Here is a 14,252-nt window from a genome sequence, read left to right as displayed (position 1 = left end):
CGAAAGCGACCGCCGGTCGACCCAGGATTCGAGCCACGGAGCAGGCCGGCAGGAAGCTGGTCCTCGGTGGTGGAGTCCCGGACGGCGGCAGCGTGCGACAGAGCACGGGCCGCCGCGGCACGAGTCGCAGGCGGCACGTCCCGCTCGCGGCACAGGTCGCGACAGCCCGGAGCTCTTCTACTGGTGGCCAGCACGAACGCCCTCCACACGACGGCACGGCGCGAAGCCCTGCCGTGGGATCGTCTCGATTCCTGACCGGACCGCTGCTCCGACGAACGCCGGCGCCCAGAAGGGGCGCCGCTGCAGACGTTAAGGAGACAGACCTCTTGGAAGGTCCTGAAATCACATTCGCCGAAGCCGTTCTCGACAACGGCTCGTACGGCACCCGCACCGTCCGCTTCGAGACCGGCCGCCTCGCGCAGCAGGCTCAGGGCGCCGTCGCCGCCTACCTCGACGAGGACACCATGCTCCTCTCGGCCACGTCGGCCTCGAAGAACCCGAAGGACAACTTCGACTTCTTCCCGCTGACCGTCGACGTCGAGGAGCGCTCCTACGCCGCCGGCAAGATCCCCGGCTCGTTCTTCCGCCGCGAGGGCCGCCCCTCCACCGAGGCGATCCTGGTCTGCCGTCTGATCGACCGGCCGCTGCGCCCCTCGTTCGTCGAGGGCCTGCGCAACGAGGTCCAGATCGTCATCACGGTCCTCAGCATCGCGCCGGACGAGTTCTACGACGCCCTCGCGATCAACGCCGCGAGCGCGTCCACGCAGATCTCCGGCCTGCCGTTCTCCGGCCCGGTCGCCGGCGTCCGCCTGGCGCTCATGTCCGACGGCTCCGGCAACGACCAGTGGGTCGCCTTCCCCAAGGCCTCCCAGCTGGAGAACGCCGTCTTCGACCTCACCGTCGCGGGCCGCGTCGTCACCAACGAGGACGGCTCCTCGGACGTCGCCATCATGATGGTCGAGGCCGAGGCCACGGAGTCCTCCTGGAACCTCATCAAGGCGGGTGCGACCAAGCCCAGCGAGGACGTCGTCGCCGAGGGCCTCGAGGCCGCCAAGCCCTTCCTCCGCGCACTCGTCGAGGCGCAGGCGAAGCTCGCCGCCGAGACCGCGAAGCCGGTCAAGGACTACCCGGTGTTCCTGCCCTACGCGCAGGAGACCTACGACAACGTCGCCGAGCTCAGCTACGACGAGCTCGTCCGCGTGTACCAGATCGCCGACAAGGTCGAGCGGCAGGACGCCGACGACGCCCTCAAGGCGCGCGTCAAGGAGCAGATCGCCGAGCGCATCGCCTCGGGCCAGCTCTCGGCCGAGGCCTACAACCAGGTCGGAGCGGCGTACAAGTCCGTCACGAAGGTGGTCGTCCGCGGCCGCATCCTCCGCGACGGCGTGCGCATCGACGGACGCGGCCTGGCCGACATCCGCCCGCTCGACGCCGAGGTGCAGGTCATCCCGCGCGTCCACGGCTCGGCCATCTTCCAGCGCGGCGAGACCCAGATCCTGGGCGTCACCACGCTGAACATGCTCAAGATGGAGCAGCAGATCGACTCGCTGTCGCCCGTCACCAAGAAGCGGTACCTGCACCACTACAACTTCCCGCCCTACTCGACCGGTGAGACCGGCCGCGTCGGATCGCCGAAGCGTCGCGAGATCGGGCACGGCTTCCTCGCCGAGCGCGCCCTCGTGCCGGTGCTGCCGAGCCGCGAGGAGTTCCCCTACGCGATCCGCCAGGTCTCCGAGGCGCTGAGCTCCAACGGCTCGACCTCGATGGGCTCGGTCTGCGCGTCGACCCTGTCGCTCCTCAACGCCGGAGTGCCGCTGCGCGCCCCGGTCGCGGGCATCGCGATGGGCCTCGTGTCCGACGTCGTCGACGGCCAGACCCGCTACGCGGCGCTGACCGACATCCTGGGCGCCGAGGACGCGCTCGGCGACATGGACTTCAAGGTCGCCGGAACCGCCGAGTTCGTCACGGCCATCCAGCTCGACACCAAGCTCGACGGCATCCCGTCGTCGGTGCTCGACGCCGCGCTCAAGCAGGCCAAGGACGCCCGCACCACGATCCTCGCGGTGCTCACGGCGGCCATCGACCAGCCCGACGAGATGGCCCCGACCGCGCCCCGCGTGATCTCGGTGCAGATCCCCGTCGACAAGATCGGCGAGCTGATCGGCCCCAAGGGCAAGACGATCAACGCGATCCAGGACGAGACCGGCGCCGACATCTCCATCGAGGAGGACGGCACCGTCTACATCGGAGCCGTCGACGGTCCGTCGGCCGAGGCCGCGCGTGCGCAGGTCAACGCCATCGCGAACCCGACCAACCCCGAGGTCGGCGAGCAGTTCCTCGGAACCGTCGTCAAGCTCGCGACCTTCGGCGCGTTCGTCTCGCTCCTCCCCGGCAAGGACGGACTGCTGCACATCAGCGAGGTCCGCAAGCTCGCCGGCGGCAAGCGCGTCGAGAACGTCGAGGACGTCCTCGGAGTCGGCCAGAAGCTGCTCGTCCAGATCACCAAGATCGACGACCGCGGCAAGCTGTCCCTCGCGCCCGTCGTGGCCGAGGAGGCCGAGGTCGAGGCTCCCGCCGAGAGCTGATCCCTCCTGCACGACCGTGACGCCCGTCCCACTCCGGTGGGGCGGGCGTCCGTCGTCGGCGGGGGCATGGGGTACGGTGGCGGGACCGCGCCGCACCGCCCCGACCGGAGGACTCCGTGACCGACCCGACGCCCCTGGCCACCGAGCCGGAGACGCTGCTCCTCTCACGCACCCTGGGTCGGACCGGCCTCCCCGTGCATCCGCTCGCCCTCGACGGCTCCGTCTTCGGCTGGGCCGCCGGGATCGACGACACCACCGAGGTGCTCGACGCTTTCGGCCGTCTCGGCGGCACCCTGATCTCGACCGCGGACCACTACGCGACCGGTCGGAGCGAGTACATGATCGGCCGCTGGCTCGAGCAGAGCGGGCTGCGCGAGCGGATGCTGGTCGCGACGAAGGTCGGCCGGCACCCGGACGCGCCGGGCCTCGCCCCGGAGGACGTCCGCATCGCGGTCGAGGGGAGCCTCGAGCGGCTCGGCACCCGGATCGACCTGCTCTCGTTCGACAGCGAGGACCCCGGGATCCCCATCGCCGACAGCCTGGCGGCGGTCGCGCCGTTCCTGGCGGACGGCTCGGTCGGCGCCCTGGGCGCCGCGCACTTCAGCGGAGCCGCGATCACGGCGCTGCACGAGACGGCGACCGCGTTCGCGCTGCCGTCGCTCTCGGCCGTCGTGTCGGAGTACAGCCTGATGGAGCGCCGGACCTACGAGACCGACGTCGCGCCCGAGGTGGTGCGGCTCGAGCTCGGCACCCTCGCGCGGCTGCCCCTGGCGAGCGGCTACCTCACCGGCGCCCTGCGCAGCCGCACGGACGAGCCGGAGTCGGCCCTGTTCGAGGCGGGCCTGGACTACGTCGGCCGCCACGGCTCCCGCGTGCTCGCTGCCCTCGACGAGATCGCCGGGGCCCACGGCACGGAGCCCGGCGTGGTCGCGCTCGCCTGGGTGCTCTCGCACCAGGAGGTCTCGGCGGCGATCGTCCGGGCCCGGAACGCCGCGGAGCTCGAGTCGCTGTTCGCGGCGGCCGCGCTCCCACTGACCCGGAGCGACATCGCCCAGCTGGACCGCGTCTCCGCCTGAGGCTCTCGCCGGCTGGTCCGCCGCCGTCGGGCGCCGCGCCCCGCGCCGGGCTCGGAGCGGGGCGCGGCGAGGTTCAGCGGCGCAGGATGCGCGCCTCCCACGGGCCGAGCGTCGACCCGGTCGCACCGGCGACGTTGCCGAGGACCGTCTCGGCAGCCGCCCACTCCTCGAGCAGCGGCACCTCGAGCGGCTCACCGGACACGTTCCCGACGACGAGCAGCTCGCCCGGTCCGGTGCGCGTGAAGGCGAAGAGCGCGGGGTGCTCGGGCTCCAGCAGCGCGAAGCGGCCCAGCTGCACCGTCTCGTCGGCGTGCCGCAGCGCGATCAGCGCCCGGTAGTACTCGAAGACCGACCGCTCGGCGGCCCGATCGGCGGCGACGTTCACCTCGGCGGCGTTGGGGTTGACCGCGATCCACGGCTCGCCGGTCGTGAAGCCGGCCTGGAGGCTGTCGTCCCACTGCACCGGCGTGCGGGCGTTGTCGCGGCTCTGCGCGCGCAGCCCGGCGAGCACGGTCGCCGGGTCCTCGCCGCGCTCGCCGACGGCCTCGGCCCAGTAGTTCAGGGACTCGACGTCGCGGAAGTCCTCGATGCCGGCGAACGGGACGTTCGTCATCCCGATCTCGTCGCCCTGGTAGATGTACGGCGTGCCGCGCTGGAGGTGGAGGAGCGTCGCCCAGAGGGTCGCGGACTCGTAGCGGTGCGCGCCGTCGTCCCCGAAGCGCGAGACGAGACGCGGCTGGTCGTGGTTGCCGAGGTACAGGCTGTTCCAGCCGCGCTCGGCCAGGCCGTCCTGCCAGCGCGCGAGGTTGGCCTTCAAGGCGACCAGGTCCAGCGGCACCGGGTGGAACTTGTCGACTCCGTGGTCGATGCCGACGTGCTCGAACTGGAAGACCATGTCGAGCTCACGCCGCTCGGGATCGGTCACGAGCACCGCCTCCTCGAGGGTGACCCCGGGCATCTCGCCGACGGTGAGGAAGGAGCCCTCGCGGTGCGCGAACACGGCCTCGTGCATCTCGCGGAGGTACTCGTGGAGCCGCGGACCCACCCCTCCGACGATGCCCGCGCCGCCCTGCTCGCCGTCGACGGCTCCGACGTCCTTCGAGACGAGGTTGATCACGTCCATCCGGAAGCCGTCCACTCCGCGGTCGAGCCAGCGGTTCATCATCGCGTGCACCGCGTGCCGCACCTCGGGGTTCTCCCAGTTGAGGTCCGGCTGCTGCACCGCGAAGAGGTGGAGGAAGTACTCGTCCGTCGCCGGGTCGAGCGTCCAGGCAGGGCCGGAGAAGTAGGAGCGCCAGCCGTTCGGCTCGGCGACGTCGAGGCCGGCGCCGGCGGCCGCCTCGAGCTCGCGGCCGGGCTCGGCCGAGCGGCGCCCGCGGCGCCACCAGTACCAGTCGCGCTTCGGGTCCTCCTGCGAGGAGCGGGACTCGACGAACCAGGCGTGCTCGTCGCTCGTGTGGTTGACCACGAGGTCCATCACGATGCGGATGCCGCGCTCGTGGGCCTCCGCGAGGAGCAGGTCGAACTCCTCCAGCGTCCCGAACCGCGGGTCGATGTCCTCGTAGTCCGAGATGTCGTAGCCGTTGTCGTGCTGCGGCGACGGGTAGACCGGCGAGAGCCAGATCACGTCGACCCCCAGGTCGGCGAGGTGGTCGAGCTTCGAGCGGATGCCGCCCAGGTCGCCGATGCCGTCGCCGTTCGAGTCCGCGAACGAGCGCGGGTAGATCTGGTAGACGACGGCGCTCGTCCACCAGGGCGCGGACGTCTCCCGCTCGGGGGAGTCGGAGGTCGGGGCGGCGGTCTCGGAGGGGGTCGGGGCGGCGGAGTCCATGGTCGCGAATCTAGCCCGGACGGCCGACACGGAGGGGCCCGCCGCACCGCTCGCCGGCGCGAGTCGACCCCGCCGGCGGCGCCCGTGTAACGATCTGGTGAACCGTGCGCGACCCGGCGGAGTGGCGGCTCCGGCGCTCGGATACTCTCTCCCCTGGCGGGACCCGAGCCGCCGCAGGGAGAGTGGTGGCGTGCCCAGGGACAGGACCGGCGTCGTCGTGCGGGCTCCCCGTCACAGTGCCGTCCCGCTCCCGCCCGCGGCGTCCCGCGCAGCCTCCTCGAGCGGCGTCCTCGCCGAGACCGGCCCCGTCGAGCCGACCGCCGTCGCACCCTCGCACCGCCGGCCGATGGGCGACTCCGGCCACGACCTCTTCCCCTTCGTGCTCGACGCGGCGGCCCTCGGCCGCGACGACGGTGCCGCGCTGCTCGAGCGCTACGCGGCGTGGGGCGGCAACGGCGTCGTCGTCACCGACTCGAGCGTCGCGGAGGGCGTCGGCGGCTGGCCCGCCGGACACCGCGACCGGGACCGCTTCCTCCTGATCGGCCGCTTCGCCGCTCCGGTCGGCGCCCCCGCGACGCCACGTGCGCTGGTGGACCGTGTCGAGGGGGCGCTGCGCCGCCTCCGCACCGATCGCCTCGATGTGCTGGCGGTCCGCCCCGACGGGGCCGGACGCCTCGACGAGCTCCTCAGCGCTGTCGACGTGCTGCTGGCGCGCGGGCTGGTGCGGTCGGTGGTCGCCTCCGGATTCTCCCCGGAGGAGCTGTTCGAGGCGCGCGTCCTGGCCGCCCACGGGCTGCCCCGCCTCGCCGGCGCGGAGGTCCGCTGGAACCTGCTCGAGCGGCCCGGCTCGGAGGGCGACCTCGGCCTCGTCGCCGCCGGCCAGGGACTCGCCCTGCTCGCGACCGTCCCCCTCGCCCACGGGTTCCTCCGCGGCGCCGAGCGCACCCGCCGCGAGCTCGGCCGCCTGCCCGACGGGGCACTCGCCGCCGCCCACCTCGGGCGCCGCGGACGCCGGGTCCTCGCCGTCCTCGACGCGATCGGCGCCGAGCTCTCGGCCGTTCCCGCCGCCGTCGCCCTGGCCTGGCTGCTCGGCCGGCCGCGCCTGACCGCCGCGACGGTCGCCCCGCGCTCGCCAGCCGACGTGGACGCGCTGGTGCGCGCGGTCTCGCTCGAGCTCGACCCCGGACACCTGGCCGCGCTGGAGCGCGCGCGCCGCTGACCGCGCCCGTCCGCGACGCCCCAGGCACCTCTCCCGCCACGGCGCGACAGCCCGGCTCGGGCCGCCGTCGCGGTGGCCTAGGGTGGGCACGATGAACCACGGAGTCGCACTGCCCCTCGACCAGCCGGAGACGTCAGTCCGGGCCGCAGGCGGATCCACGGTCCGCCGCTCCGTCCTCCCGAGCGGTGTCCGCATCCTCAGCGAATCGGTGCCCGGCGCCCGCAGCGCCACGATCGGCTTCTGGGTCGCCGCGGGTTCGCGCGACGAGCGGCCCGGCCGCCCCGCGACCGCGGGCGAGCCCGCCGTGCCCTCCAACGTCGGCTCGACGCACTTCCTCGAGCACCTGCTGTTCAAGGGCACGCAGAAGCGGTCCGCCCTCGACATCGCCGTGTCCTTCGACTCCGTGGGCGGGGAGCACAACGCTCTCACCGCCAAGGAGTACACCTGCTACTACGCCAAGATCCAGGACCGCGACCTCCCGATGGCGGTCGAGGTGATCGCCGACATGGTGACCTCGAGCCTGATCGATCCGGACGAGTTCGAGACCGAGCGCGGGGTCATCCTCGAGGAGCTGGCGATGGCGGACGACGATCCGGCCGACGTGGCGGGCGAGAAGCTGTTCGAGGCCGTGTTCGGCGACCACCCAATGGGCCGCCCGATCGGGGGCACCGCCGCGACCATCGGCGAGGCCACCCGGGACGCGGTCTGGGCGCACTACCGCGCCGCCTACCGCCCGCGAGACGTGGTGATCACCGTCGCCGGCGCCGTCGACCACGAGGCGCTCGTCGCGCTGCTCCAGCGGGTCCTCGTCGCCGACGGCTGGGACCTCGGCACGGCGGCCCCGCCCGTCGAGCGGCGCGTCGGCGGCCGTGCGTCCTACACCCGCGGCAGCGCCCTGTCGGTGGTGCACCGCCCCACCGAGCAGGCGAACCTGCTGGTCGGCTTCCCCGGTCTCGCCGCGGGCGACGAGCGGCGGATGACGATGGGCGTCCTCAACTCGATCCTCGGCGGCGGCATGTCCTCGCGGCTGTTCCAGGAGGTACGCGAGAAGCGCGGCCTGGCCTACTCCGTCTACTCCTTCGCCCCGTCCTACTCGGACGCGGGCCTCTTCGGGCTCTACGCCGCGTGCACCCCGGCGAAGGCGGGGACGGTCGCCGAGCTCCTGCTCACCGAGTTCCACCGCCTCGCCGAGGACGGCGTCACCGACGACGAGCTCGCCCGCGCCCGCGGCCAGCTCTCGGGAGCGGCGGCGCTCGCGCTGGAGGACTCCGACACCCGGATGTCGCGCCTCGGACGCGCCGAGCTGACCTTCGGCGAGTTCGTCGACCTCGACGAGAGCCTGCGCCGACTCGCCCTCGTCGGCGCGGAGGACGTCCAGGCACTCGCGGCAGACTTGGCCCGGGGGCCGTCGTCGATCTCGGCCGTCGGCGCGGTCGACGAGTCGGCCTTCGCCGGGATCGCCGGGATCGAGAGCGCCTCCGCGATCTGATCCGATCGTCGAACGCCCGCTGACCGCGCACCGCCGCGCCGCACCAGGGAGGACCCCGTGTCCCACTACATCTACCTCGTCCGCCACGGCGAGCAGCAGGACGCCGAGCACGGCATGCCGGACGGCCCGCTCTCGGCCCGTGGCGAGCGCCAGGCGAGGCTCATCGCCGAGCGGCTCGGCGGAGTCCCCTTCACCGGAGCGTGGCACTCGCCGCTGCGCCGGGCCGAGGAGACGGCCGCGCGCTTCCAGACGCTCCTGCCGAGCCTGCCGCTCCAGCCGTCCTCGCTGCTGTTCGACTGCATCCCCTCGGGGCCGACCCCGGACATGCCCAAGGCTTTCGAGCCCTTCTTCGGCAGCGTCACCGCGGCCGAGATCGAGGCGGGGCACGCGCAGATGCAGGACGCGGTGGCCGAGTTCCTGGCGCCGTCGCGCGAGGACCGCCACGACCTCCTCATCACCCACAACTTCGTGATCGGCTGGTTCGTCCGCCACGTGTTCGACGCTCCCGACTGGCGGTGGCTGGGCCTCAACCAGGCCAACTGCGGACTGACGATCATCCGCGTCCGCTCCCGCAAGCCGCCGGTGCTCGTCGTGCACAACGACCTCTCGCACCTGCCCGTGGAGCTGCGCACCGGCCTGCCCGAGGCCCAGCCGTACTGAGCCGCGGGCTACGCTGAGTCGGTGACTACCTCCGTCGCCGTGGTCGGCGCGTCCGGCCGACTCGGCTCGTTCACCTGCTCGCTCATCGAGGCGTCGAGCGAGTTCTCGCTCGTCGCGCGGCTCGGCTCGCGGAGCGATCCCGCCGAGATGCTCGCGGCCGACGTCGTCGTCGACATGACCGTGCCGGCCGTCAGCCAGCAGATCGTCGACTTCGCCGTGGCCAACGGGAGGAAGGTGCTCGTCGGCACCTCCGGCTGGACGGGCGACCGGATCGCGGCCCTCCGGCGCAGCGTCGCCGAGCAGCCCGAGGCCGGCGTCGTGATCATCCCCAACTTCTCGCTGGGCTCGGTGCTCGCGACCGCGCTGGCCACCGTGGCCGCGCGCTTCTTCGACGCCGCCGAGATCGTCGAGACCCACGGCGCCCGCAAGGTCGACTCGCCCTCCGGGACCGCGGTCCGCACGGCCGAGCTGCTGCTGCGCGCCCGGGCCGAGCTCGGTCCGGTGCAGGCTCCGCACACCGACCAGCGGGCCCGCGGCCAGCAGGTCGCGAGTGTCCCGGTCCACAGCCTCCGCCTGCCCGGAGTGGAGGCGCGCCAGGAGGTCGTCTTCGGCGGCACCGGCGAGACGGTCACCATCCGGCACGACACCACCTCGCAGGCGTCTTACGAGCAGGGCGTCCTGCGTGCTCTCGACGCGGTCCGGACGACCTCGGGCGTGGTAGTGGGCCTCGACGCGCTGATCGACCTGCGCGCCGCCTTCGACGCCGCGCCTCTCGCCGAGCGGCCGGTCGACGAGCAGCCCGTCGTCGACCGGGCTCCGTCCGGCCAGGCCGCCGCAGCGACGAGCACCCCGTGAGGACCCGCGTCGGCGTCGTCCTGATGGCGGTCCTGCTCGCCCTCTACCTGTTCGTCTGCCTGCAGTACTCCGTCGTCGCCTTCGCCGCGGCGACGGTGCCCGGCATCGTGATGGGCGTCGGCCTGCTGATCCTCGGCGCCGTCGGCGTCTGGGGGCTCGTGCGCGAGCTGCTGTTCGGGCTCCGCGCCGAGAAGCTGGCCCGTCGGCTGGAGGGCGAGAACGCGCTGCCGCAGGAGGTCCTCGACTCGCGGGCCAGCGGGCGTCCGCTCCGGGAGGAGGCGGACGCGCTGTTCCCGCGGTACGCGGAGGAGGTCGACAAGCAGCCCGGGAGCTGGCGCGCCTGGTACCGCCTCGGCCTCGCCTACGACGCCAGCGGCGACCGCAAGCGCGCCCGAGGCGCCATCCGCCGGGCCATCGCGCTGGAGCACGAGGCTCCGGCCTGACCGCTCGGCCGCGACCCGAGCGCGGCTCTCCGGGCGAGAACCGCTCGGGCGCCCGGGATCAGGCGAGCACCCAATCCAGCGCCGCGCCGACCGTGCGGTGGCGGAACTCGAAGCCGTCGTCGAGCAGCCGCTGGGGGACCAGGCGCTGGCTCGAGAGCAGGAGCTCGTGCCCGGCGTCGCGCAGCGCGAGCTCGATGATCTTTTCGGGGACGGCCAGCTTGAACGGGCGGTGCAGCTGCTCGGCGAGGGTGCGCATCACGTCGTTCGCGGTCGCCGGCACCGGTCCGGCGAGGTTCACCGGGCCCGAGAGCGAGGACGTGAGCAGGTGGCGGATCGCCGCGGCCTCGTCGTAGAGGCTGATCCAGGGCCAGGCCTGATTGCCGCTGCCGAGGGGTCCGCTGAGACCGAGCTTCGTCAGGGGCAGGAGCGGCTTGAGCGCGCCGCCGTCGCCGAGGACGAGCCCGGTGCGAGCGGTGACCACCCGCGTGGCCTCGGGCGCGAGGTGGGCGGCCTTCTCCCAGCGGTCGACGACATCGGCGAGGAATCCGTCGCCACGCGAGGACTGCTCGGTGAGCTCCTCGCCCGGGCGGTCTCCGTAGTAGCCGACCGCGGAGGCGTTGATCAGCGTCGTCGGCGGGGTCGAGGACATCCGCATCGCGTCGGTGAGGGTCTGCGTGGACTGGATCCGCGAGTCGAGGATCTCCCGCTTGTAGGACGCGGTCCACGGCAGGCGGCTGATCGAGGCGCCGGAGAGGTTGATCACGGCGTCGACGCGGTCGAGCACGCTGAAGTCGAGCATGTGCGAGGTGGGCGCCCAGTGGAACTCGTCCGGGCTCGACGGCGCGTGGCGCACCAGGCGCAGGATCTCGTGCCCCTCGGCGCGCAGCTGGCGGGTCAGCTCGGAGCCGATCATCCCGCTGGCGCCCGAGATCAGGACGCGGAGCCGGGGAGCGGACGCGTCCGGCCGGGCCGACGGCAGCTCGGACGGCGTCGACACGTGCTCGCCCGGCGTGCGCGCGGCGCGCCGCGGCGAGCCGGAGTCCGTGGTCCCGTCGTGGTCGGAGTGCCGTGCGGATGAGTCGCTCATGGTGCCTCCCGGAGCCGGTCGCGGGCCGCCCGCGAAGCGGACCCAGCCTAGAGCCTCACGCCCGGGAGCCGGCCGAGCGCCCGACCAGGCCGGCCCGCGCGAGCACGAGGTAGAGCTCGCAGCCCAGGCAGAGGCCGAACACGGCGTTGAGGAAGGCGGCGAGGAAGGCGACGGCCGCGGCGACCGGAACCGATCCCGGGACGCCGGCGACGTGCAGGAGGACGCCGGCGCCGGTCACCACCAGGCCGATCAGCTGGGCGAAGCGCGGCGGGCGGGCGTCCTCCCACTCGCGCGGCGGTGCCAGGTGCGGCCGGACCACCCGGCGGAACAGCACCGCCCAGGGGCCGGAGCCGACGCCGCGCGCGGCCGACCAGGCGAAGAGGGCGGCGAGCGCGAGCAGCAGGAGGAAGCCGGGCTGGGAGAGCCGGCCGTCGAGGTCGGCCCGGGCCGCGGCCGCGAGCCCGAGGCCCACGGCCGTGAGGAGGAGTGCGGCGGTGACTCCGGCGGCGACCCTCGGGCCGCGGGGATCGACGGTGCCGGACGGGGGAGTGGCGCCGGTGGTGGAGGGGGAGCGGGTGCTCATCATGTCTCCTGGAGTCGGTCGAGCTCGATGGTCAGGGCGGCCCGGGTCGGAGCGCCGCCGACGCGGCTGCGCGGCACTCCGTCTCGATCGAGCAGGAGGAGCGTGGGCGTCTGCCGGACGCGGAAGCGCGCCGCGAGGTCGGGGCGGTGCGTCAGATCGACGTCGAGGTGCGCCAGCCCGGGCCGCTGCTGGGCGAGCTCCCCGAGCATCCGTCGCACTGCAGGTCACCGCGTGCAGACGTCGGTCGAGAACTGCACGACTGTGGCCCGGGTCCCGAGCACTGCGCCGGGGACGAGCTCGCCGGGGTCGATCGCGGGGTCCTGGCGCGAGGGGGCGCTCGCGACGCGCCCGGAGCGGGCCCGATGGACAGCCCCGAGGACGACGCCCAGCACGACGAGGCCGAGCAGTGCGGCGAGGATCGTCACGGGCTCCATCCGGGAAGCGTAGGTCGGCGCGGGCGCTCCGCGGACGACTGTTTCGGGATGTGACGACGGCCGCGGTCGGAGCGTGGTCTAGGTTCGATCCGTGACCGAACAGAGCAGCCTCAGCGCAGACCCGAGTAGTCCCGTCTTCCGCAGTGATGTCGTCGTCGAGCTGGTCCGCGCGAGCGCCCACGACTCCGACGTGCTGTTCGCGGCCCGCGTCTCGACCCAGGGCGAGAAGACGCTCGCCGAGGCGCTCGACGGCGAGGAGTCCGACGCCGAGCTGCAGCGCAAGCGCGACCGCGGACTGATCAACTACCTGATGCGCGACCGCCACGGCTCGCCGTTCGAGCACAACTCGATGACCTTCTACGTGCAGGCGCCGATCTTCGTCTTCCGCGAGTTCATGCGGCACCGCATCGCCTCCTACAACGAGGAGTCGGGCCGCTACCGCGAGCTCCGCCCGGTCTTCTACGTACCCGGTCCCCGCCGCAACCTCGTGCAGGTCGGCAAGCCCGGCGCCTACTCCTTCGAGCCGGGCACCCCCGAGCAGGCCGAGCTCGTCGCCGAGGAGACGCGCCGCGTCAGCACGCAGGCCTACGAGTCGTACCGGCGGATGCTCGGCGAGGGCGTCGCCCGCGAGGTCGCCCGGATCGTCCTCCCGCTGAACATCTACTCGTCGATGTACGTCACGCTCAACGCCCGCTCGCTGATGAACTTCCTCTCCCTGCGCACCAAGCGCGAGGACTCGACGTTCCCCTCCTTCCCGCAGCGCGAGATCGAGATGGCGGCCGAGCAGATGGAGACGCACTTCCAGGAGCTGATGCCCCTCACGGCCGCCGCCTTCACAGCGAACGGCCGCGTCGCTCCGTAGCCCGCCGCCCGGCGAGGACGAGCGGACCGTCCCGCCCGATCCGCCTGCTGCCGTCCGCGCGGGCGGCTCCGGGAACCTCCTCCCGGCGGCGCGGCGGCGACCCGCTACCCTGGCAGCGTGTCAACTCCGGAGAATCCCTTCGGCCAGGTCCTGGTCGCCCTGGTCACCCCGTTCACCGCCGACGGCGAGGTCGACTGGCCCGGTGTCGAGAAGCACATCGACGACTGCATCGCAGCGGGCGCGGACGGCATCGTGGTCACCGGGACCACGGGTGAGACCAGCACCCTGACCGACCCGGAGAAGATCCGCCTCGTCGAGGTCGGCCGCTCGGTCGCCGGAGGCCGCGCGAAGATCATCACGGGAGGCGGCTCGAACGAGACCGCCCACGCCATGCAGCTCGCCCGTCAGAGCGAGAAGGCCGGCGCCGACGGCAACATGATCGTCACCCCGTACTACAACAAGCCCACGCAGGCGGGCGTGCTCACCCACTTCCGGATGATCGCCGACGCGACGGACCTGCCGGTCATCCTCTACGACATCCCCGGCCGCACCGGCGTGCCGATCCGCTACGAGACGATCCTGCGGGCGGCCAAGCACCCGAACATCCTGGCCGTGAAGGACGCGAAGGGCGATCTCTCCGAGGTCAGCCGCGTGCTCAACCAGACCGACCTGATGTACTTCTGCGGCGACGACGCGAACGTGCTCCCCGAGCTCGCCATCGGCGCCACGGGGCTCATCGGCGTCACCGCGAACATCGCCGCCGCGCCGTACCGCACGATCGTCGACGCGGTGAACGCGGGCGACCTCCACGCGGCCACCCGCGCGCACCAGCAGCTCGAGCCGCTTGTGCGCGCCGTGATGACGCACGTCCCCGGGACCGTCGCCGCGAAGTACATCCTGCACGGCCTCGGCCGCATCTCCTCGCCGCGCGTGCGGCTGCCCCTGGTCGGCCCGGAGGAGTCGGAGGCGGCGCTCATCGAGGACGAGCTCGGCCTGGTCCGCGACATCCCGGGCGTCGACTTCCGCAACTTCCGGCCCGACCGCAACGCCGCGGCCGGCGGCGCCCTCCCGAAGGTCGCCGGCACCACCCGCTGAGCCCGAGCGGCACGTCCCGAGAAAGCACCGCTG

General features: G+C 73.1%; 14 protein-coding genes. 9 read left to right on the top strand and 5 right to left on the bottom strand.

The features are described from left to right. Nucleotides 1-326: 326 nt before the first annotated feature. Both C5D36_RS03125 and C5D36_RS03120 read left to right on the top strand, forming a co-directional pair. On the top strand, nucleotides 327-2,585 hold the full coding sequence (locus C5D36_RS03125) for a polyribonucleotide nucleotidyltransferase (RefSeq protein WP_104224806.1): 2,259 nt from the start codon (nucleotides 327-329) through the stop codon (nucleotides 2,583-2,585). Between the two features lie 116 nt (nucleotides 2,586-2,701). Further along, the gene (locus tag C5D36_RS03120; RefSeq protein ID WP_104295173.1) at nucleotides 2,702-3,661 is read left to right on the top strand and encodes an aldo/keto reductase; all 960 of its coding nucleotides are present in this window, start codon (nucleotides 2,702-2,704) and stop codon (nucleotides 3,659-3,661) included. A gap of 73 nt (nucleotides 3,662-3,734) precedes the next feature. Here the strand turns inward: C5D36_RS03120 and C5D36_RS03115 are convergent, their stop codons facing one another. After that, complete coding sequence (locus tag C5D36_RS03115) at nucleotides 3,735-5,492, bottom strand: alpha-glucosidase (RefSeq protein WP_104255563.1); 1,758 nt, start codon at nucleotides 5,490-5,492, stop codon at nucleotides 3,735-3,737. Between the two features lie 190 nt (nucleotides 5,493-5,682). Between C5D36_RS03115 and C5D36_RS03110 the strand changes: the two genes are divergently transcribed. From C5D36_RS03110 to C5D36_RS03090, 5 genes are all read left to right on the top strand, one after another. Further along, nucleotides 5,683-6,711 (top strand): aldo/keto reductase, encoded by a 1,029-nt coding sequence (locus tag C5D36_RS03110; RefSeq protein WP_146078453.1) that lies wholly within the window; start codon nucleotides 5,683-5,685, stop codon nucleotides 6,709-6,711. Nucleotides 6,712-6,802: 91 nt separating this feature from the next. Beyond that, nucleotides 6,803-8,200, top strand: coding sequence for a pitrilysin family protein (locus C5D36_RS03105; RefSeq protein WP_104295211.1), 1,398 nt, complete (start codon nucleotides 6,803-6,805; stop codon nucleotides 8,198-8,200). A gap of 57 nt (nucleotides 8,201-8,257) precedes the next feature. Then, on the top strand, nucleotides 8,258-8,860 hold the full coding sequence (locus tag C5D36_RS03100) for a histidine phosphatase family protein (protein ID WP_104224462.1): 603 nt from the start codon (nucleotides 8,258-8,260) through the stop codon (nucleotides 8,858-8,860). A 21-nt stretch (nucleotides 8,861-8,881) separates the two neighbouring features. Next, on the top strand, nucleotides 8,882-9,715 hold the full coding sequence (gene dapB, locus C5D36_RS03095; RefSeq protein ID WP_104295172.1) for a 4-hydroxy-tetrahydrodipicolinate reductase: 834 nt from the start codon (nucleotides 8,882-8,884) through the stop codon (nucleotides 9,713-9,715). Continuing rightward, nucleotides 9,712-10,158 carry a tetratricopeptide repeat protein gene (locus tag C5D36_RS03090; RefSeq protein ID WP_104295171.1) on the top strand — a complete coding sequence of 149 codons (447 nt, stop codon included), beginning with the start codon at nucleotides 9,712-9,714 and terminating at the stop codon, nucleotides 10,156-10,158. Before dapB ends, C5D36_RS03090 begins: the two co-directional genes overlap by 4 nt. 58 nt (nucleotides 10,159-10,216) lie before the next feature. On the opposite strand, the gene C5D36_RS03085 is transcribed toward C5D36_RS03090, so the two are convergent. Genes C5D36_RS03085 through C5D36_RS17085 form a run of 4 tightly spaced genes read right to left on the bottom strand, consistent with a single transcriptional unit; the run spans nucleotide 10,217 to nucleotide 12,262 of the window. After that, nucleotides 10,217-11,245: a TIGR01777 family oxidoreductase gene (locus C5D36_RS03085; RefSeq protein ID WP_104295170.1), complete on the bottom strand. Its 1,029-nt coding sequence runs from the start codon at nucleotides 11,243-11,245 to the stop codon at nucleotides 10,217-10,219. A gap of 55 nt (nucleotides 11,246-11,300) precedes the next feature. Continuing rightward, nucleotides 11,301-11,828: a DUF4395 domain-containing protein gene (locus tag C5D36_RS03080; RefSeq protein WP_104233265.1), complete on the bottom strand. Its 528-nt coding sequence runs from the start codon at nucleotides 11,826-11,828 to the stop codon at nucleotides 11,301-11,303. Then, nucleotides 11,828-12,037, bottom strand: coding sequence for a thioredoxin family protein (locus C5D36_RS17090; RefSeq protein WP_258062853.1), 210 nt, complete (start codon nucleotides 12,035-12,037; stop codon nucleotides 11,828-11,830). Before C5D36_RS17090 ends, C5D36_RS03080 begins: the two co-directional genes overlap by 1 nt. A 15-nt stretch (nucleotides 12,038-12,052) precedes the next feature. After that, nucleotides 12,053-12,262: a hypothetical protein gene (locus C5D36_RS17085; RefSeq protein WP_258062852.1), complete on the bottom strand. Its 210-nt coding sequence runs from the start codon at nucleotides 12,260-12,262 to the stop codon at nucleotides 12,053-12,055. A gap of 91 nt (nucleotides 12,263-12,353) precedes the next feature. Here C5D36_RS17085 and thyX point away from each other — a divergent pair, with 91 nt between their 5' ends. Both thyX and dapA read left to right on the top strand, forming a co-directional pair. Continuing rightward, nucleotides 12,354-13,124, top strand: coding sequence for an FAD-dependent thymidylate synthase (thyX, locus tag C5D36_RS03070; RefSeq protein ID WP_104224468.1), 771 nt, complete (start codon nucleotides 12,354-12,356; stop codon nucleotides 13,122-13,124). Between the two features lie 117 nt (nucleotides 13,125-13,241). Continuing rightward, nucleotides 13,242-14,219: a 4-hydroxy-tetrahydrodipicolinate synthase gene (gene dapA, locus C5D36_RS03065; protein ID WP_104224469.1), complete on the top strand. Its 978-nt coding sequence runs from the start codon at nucleotides 13,242-13,244 to the stop codon at nucleotides 14,217-14,219. Nucleotides 14,220-14,252 lie beyond the last annotated feature (33 nt).

Origin of the sequence: Rathayibacter sp. AY1C6, assembly GCF_002931535.1 — a bacterium.
Classification (GTDB): domain Bacteria; phylum Actinomycetota; class Actinomycetes; order Actinomycetales; family Microbacteriaceae; genus Rathayibacter.
Note: the sequence above shows the minus strand (reverse complement) of the source record. Positions and strands in the feature narration are given on the sequence as shown.

Bases quoted from the DNA above. Each gene is read 5' to 3' on its own strand.
- C5D36_RS17085 (WP_258062852.1), bottom strand. From the start codon at position 12,262: ATGGAGCCCGTGACGATCCTCGCCGCACTGCTCGGCCTCGTCGTGCTG.
- C5D36_RS03105 (WP_104295211.1), top strand. From the start codon at position 6,803: ATGAACCACGGAGTCGCACTGCCCCTCGACCAGCCGGAGACGTCAGTC.
- C5D36_RS03115 (WP_104255563.1), bottom strand. From the start codon at position 5,492: ATGGACTCCGCCGCCCCGACCCCCTCCGAGACCGCCGCCCCGACCTCC.
- C5D36_RS17090 (WP_258062853.1), bottom strand. From the start codon at position 12,037: ATGCTCGGGGAGCTCGCCCAGCAGCGGCCCGGGCTGGCGCACCTCGAC.
- C5D36_RS03080 (WP_104233265.1), bottom strand. From the start codon at position 11,828: ATGAGCACCCGCTCCCCCTCCACCACCGGCGCCACTCCCCCGTCCGGC.
- C5D36_RS03085 (WP_104295170.1), bottom strand. From the start codon at position 11,245: ATGAGCGACTCATCCGCACGGCACTCCGACCACGACGGGACCACGGAC.